General features: G+C 36.2%; 5 protein-coding genes. 3 read left to right on the plus strand and 2 right to left on the minus strand.

What is annotated here, in order from left to right:
• Nucleotides 1-129 precede the first annotated feature (129 nt).
• Entirely contained in the window at nucleotides 130-1,170 is a 1,041-nt protein-coding gene (locus tag NEOC95_RS02435; RefSeq protein ID WP_213151281.1) for a thioredoxin family protein, read from the minus strand.
• A gap of 83 nt (nucleotides 1,171-1,253) precedes the next feature.
• Here NEOC95_RS02435 and NEOC95_RS02440 point away from each other — a divergent pair, with 83 nt between their 5' ends.
• From NEOC95_RS02440 to NEOC95_RS02445, 3 genes are all read left to right on the plus strand, one after another.
• Nucleotides 1,254-1,742: a DTW domain-containing protein gene (locus NEOC95_RS02440; RefSeq protein WP_166157667.1), complete on the plus strand. Its 489-nt coding sequence runs from the start codon at nucleotides 1,254-1,256 to the stop codon at nucleotides 1,740-1,742.
• An 802-nt stretch (nucleotides 1,743-2,544) separates the two neighbouring features.
• On the plus strand, nucleotides 2,545-2,676 hold the full coding sequence (locus tag NEOC95_RS09475; protein WP_283248236.1) for a hypothetical protein: 132 nt from the start codon (nucleotides 2,545-2,547) through the stop codon (nucleotides 2,674-2,676).
• A gap of 322 nt (nucleotides 2,677-2,998) precedes the next feature.
• Nucleotides 2,999-3,778, plus strand: coding sequence for a hypothetical protein (locus NEOC95_RS02445; RefSeq protein WP_213151282.1), 780 nt, complete (start codon nucleotides 2,999-3,001; stop codon nucleotides 3,776-3,778).
• Nucleotides 3,779-4,078: 300 nt separating this feature from the next.
• On the opposite strand, the gene NEOC95_RS02450 is transcribed toward NEOC95_RS02445, so the two are convergent.
• On the minus strand, nucleotides 4,079-4,480 hold a 402-nt coding region (locus tag NEOC95_RS02450), incomplete at its 5' end, for an ISAs1 family transposase (RefSeq protein ID WP_213151283.1).

The raw sequence follows: 4,480 nt of genomic DNA on the forward strand, positions 1-4,480 counted from the left end.
AATTTTTGGATTTCTACTTTTTTAGCTTACCATTAAAAGGAAATTTACATTTTTTCTTTTTAAAATTGATGCAATGAGGAAGTTTTTTAGGGTAAATCAGGTTGGACTAATCTAAACTTTTATTGCTCATTAATGCTTAACTATTGCCGTTTCAGTAGCCATTTGAGATTTAATATTCTTAATAGCAGTTGAGATCTCGATTTTCGCCGTAGGAGGGGCAGACGTAAAAGAACTTTCAGCAAAATTTAGGGCCTCTGTAAGATTATTTCTATCAAAATAAATTTGCGAAATAATCATCTGAAGACGCCAAAGATGTTCTTTATCCTTAGGGCCAAACTTCTGGATATAATTGACAAGAGAAGCTACGGCTAGATCAGCTGAGCGCTTATCACCCGCCTCGGTATAGCCTTCAAAATCAATAAGAGCTAGATGATAATGAGTCATCTTCTCGTTATTAGGATCCATTAACTGCAACTCTTTCTTTAATGCCTTAGCTTCAGCGAGCCCAGACAGGCCCTCTTGAGTCATTTTGCGATAGCGTTCAATCATGAAAAAGTGGCTATCTTCCGAATTAACCCCTACTTTAATAATTTGGTTAATATCGCTCTCATATCCAAAATTTTGGGCTACTTCATAAAGTTTTTTAAGTTCAGCGCTAGAATACTTGTGTTTGTTTATAGCCTCTACCTTTTTTTGATAGTCAGAATAGTCCGCGACAATTTTTGAAAGGTGGGCGGCATACATCTTTCCGCCTCCTGCGCGATAGCCAGTGATGCCGATCTGCTTTTGTTGCTGGCCATCTAAAATGATTAAAGTAGGAAAACTACGTATATTATATTTTTTTTGGAGTTGTTTGTTTTGGACAGCTAAGGGAGTGGGAAGGGTAGAATTTACTGGAAAATCTAGTCTCATAAAAATAAATTTATCACCTACTGCTTGCGCAAATTCGGGCGTATCAAAGCTTTCTTGCTCAAGCTTGGAACACCAAGTACACCAGTCTGAGCCAGTAAAAAATAAAATAATGGGCTTAAATGTTGCTCGGGAAAGGTTTTCTGCTTCCTCATAATTGGTCATCCACTGGAGGGAATCAGTGGAGATACCTTGAGCAGGAGTCATAAAAAAGGTAACTCCCACCATCATACTGCACATATAGGTTAACACTGGCCTCATATATATTTTTCCCTCTTGAAAATGAATTTAAACTCATGTTACTATACTTTTTTTTAATGCATATTAACTAATTAATTTATATCATGCAATCCTTTCCTCCTACCGTAGTTTTACGGCATCATAAAGAAAACCTTAAAAAATGCAGCTTAAGGGGTCTAGAAGGAGTTGAAGATTTCCATTTTTATACCTATCCTAAAAGCATTTTACCTTCTCTCGTAGGATATACCATGTTGGCGTTGGAGGCTCCGGTTTTATCTTTAGAAGATGCAGGGCAGGGCCTATTTATTTTAGATAGCACCTGGCGCTATGCAGAAAAAATGCTAAAATTTGTGGAAAGGCATGCCGATCTACCAAAAAGGAGTCTGCCTCCTCATTTTCGCACCGCCTATCCTCGGCGTCAAGAAGATTGCATAGATCCAGCACGTGGATTAGCCTCTATAGAGGCTATTTATGTTGCTTATATGCTTCTAGGGCGTGATACTACTCAAGTGTTAAACCACTATCATTGGAAGGAAGATTTTTTGAAAATCAATGGATTAGAAAAGGAAGAGGGAAATTCTACGATGGCTTAAGTTAAAAAGCTCTGGATCACAAGCGATAACCTTATGGGCAGGTAGTTGTCTAATCGCTTAAATTCCAAAAAAACTTTTTCCTTGTAAGTGTTAAGGCTACTTTCTTGCTTTTTACAAGAGAAAGCACAAAAACCCCTTATAAAATTTTTTGATTTAAATTTTGGATACATTAAATAAAGCTAACAATTCTAAGGTTTTCTTAAGGAAGTTTGGTTGGAGACTTTCCCTCCAAGGTTATCCATCTACATGATACCATTTCGAACCAGTTGCATTGAAACCAATTGGGGCAAACTCTTAGGTTCAATTCAGTCTACTCCTTAAGCTTGTTCTATTGGGTATTATCTTAACTCATCGTACGCAGATATAAAGTTTCTTTGTAAAGTTTACGGTTCTTGATAAGCCATCTGGTTGGCTTTAAGGATTAACTGTATCTTGAAACAAAGTGATTGAGAGGGAGTTAAAAATTCAAATTCGCAACTAGCGAGAAGAGAGGCTAAAATATGGTTTCTTTGAGAGCAAAAAATTTTAAGGGGAGACTTTTTAAGGTTAGTATTTTGCTTTATCCCTTGGTAATCTTCTTCTGTCTTCCGCCGTTTGTGAGAGTTTTCATAGATTCGTTCAGGCTCATGATTTTAAGTCATTAGTCCGTGCAATAGGGAGAATCCCTATAGAATCGTCCTTGTTTTTGAAGATCTGCGTTTTCACCTCGCAAAAGTGTATGATTTCTTAATCACTTTAGACGGTTAGGAAAAGTATAATCGCCCTTGTTAATAATGCTTAGAAAAAGATTAATCTTTTTTACTTGACTTTCCTTCGCTATGAAAAAATGCCAGCAGGCGATTCTGTTTTTATCCGTACAGGGCTTTTCTTCTCTCGTATCATCAATAATCTACATCTCCCTTGTTTTGGTATAGATGATCCTCTTGCCTTTTAACCTATTGCCAGTGCTTTCGATCCCCCCTTAGATTGTCATTAGGAAAAGTGGTGAGGATCTTAGCTGTCTAAAGGATTGGATACTCGTGTAGCTATCGCTTGCTGGTTTTGGTTGATAAAATAGCCAGTATAAATATCAAGAAAATCGAATTTCATTTTTTCTCCCTCTTTAAAAGCAAAAGCTTCTGAGAATAGTTTTATTAATTCATTTATCTGTAAGGAAAAGATAATTAAGTTGAATAAATACTGTATTTTAATCTTTTAAAATATAATAATTGAAACTTATATGAATAAACCATTAGCCCTTATAAAGGAGTTAATTTATGTACTTTACAAGCATGCCCGCTTTTGGATTTGAAACTTTTGCTTGCAATGCCGAAGATTGTTATAAAGAAATGATTAAAAAAGTTAAGCAGAGAACATCTGATTTACAACAAAGAAAAATGTCACAGCTAAATGTACAGATAGCAGAATTAAAAGAAATCTCTAGCTTTAATGATCCCGATTATCAAAAAGTCGAGGATGAATCAATTAACAATGCAGCTAAAGATGCATGGAAAATTGCCAACATTATAAAAGCATTAGGGTATATTCCTTTAATCGGCACCCTAATTGGTCTGTCGCGTATTTCAATGGCCGCGAAAACCCTAAAAGAGGAGTTGCCAACTAAGTATAATCACATAGGTCGCGGATGTGTAGAGCTATTGAGTTTAGGATTTTTATTATTGATTCCTGACCTTGTTTTGACGGCCTATAGAGCCTATGATGTAAGAAATAGGAATAATAGATTAGATTCAATTAATCGGTGGGACGTCTGCAAAATAAACATAAGAAATAAACAATACTCTTGTCCTTCAGCTTTATCTCATCGTCCTCATCGATTAGATCCTACTGATCGCCAAAATGCATGCAAAATATTAGATATTCCCCTTGAAAGTGCTAATGATTTAAAATTAATTGAAGAACATTATCAACAAATAACTAAAGGTTTAGAACGAAGAATATCTAAAGTCACAGATGTTTTTGCCGCACGTTTACTGCTTATGCTAGACGATGCTCAAGCTGCTTATAGGACATTAAATAAGTCACATGGACTTTCATAATGACAATGAGAGCGGACGGAGTAAGCTAGCAAGATTTTTACTAAAGCATATTACTCAAAAGACTAGAAAGGCAGTGGTGATAAAGCTTTGAGTCAAAGCTTCACCAGGAAAGCCTATACAAACTATAAACGAGGGCCAAACAATTGATCTCTTCCTTTAAATGCTTATGTTACTTAAATTTTAATGTACCACTAAACTAAGCATTCGTGGTCATTAATGATTACTAACGAGATTCCACAAAAATTTACCCCTTGTAGTAGAAGAGCCTTTGTTAAAAATCAGGGAAATTGCATGAAGATTTTATTTACCATTTAGCATTTCCATCATGTAGTCTCGATTCCACCCGGCTTTTGCTCTCTTGCCCTTAATTCCTGCCTTTGTTTTTGTATCAGCTTTTAGTAGATTCATTGTACATCTTTTCAAAACTGATAGATTTTGGGCACCATGGTCTTTACGGACTTTGCTTTTATCTTCCCCATAAGAAACATCTAATTGCCAATGAACCTTATTCTCTATAGGCCAGTGCGAACGTATGCCTAGCCCATGCTTTTCAGCATTAGCTTTTTCACTAGCAATATAGTATCTAGCCTCTACCGATGTTTTATCTTTAATGCGCCTAGTGCTTCTCATGCAGACCAGAGCATTTAGGTCCACCCATTCTTTTCTTTGAGGCAGCCAATCTAATCCATGGGTACACCAAAC

Source organism: Neochlamydia sp. AcF95 (genome assembly GCF_018342455.1).
Lineage (GTDB): Bacteria > Chlamydiota > Chlamydiia > Chlamydiales > Parachlamydiaceae > Neochlamydia.

Bases quoted from the DNA above. Each gene is read 5' to 3' on its own strand.
- NEOC95_RS02440 (WP_166157667.1), top strand. From the start codon at position 1,254: ATGCAATCCTTTCCTCCTACCGTAGTTTTACGGCATCATAAAGAAAAC.
- NEOC95_RS02445 (WP_213151282.1), top strand. From the start codon at position 2,999: ATGTACTTTACAAGCATGCCCGCTTTTGGATTTGAAACTTTTGCTTGC.
- NEOC95_RS02435 (WP_213151281.1), bottom strand. From the start codon at position 1,170: ATGAGGCCAGTGTTAACCTATATGTGCAGTATGATGGTGGGAGTTACC.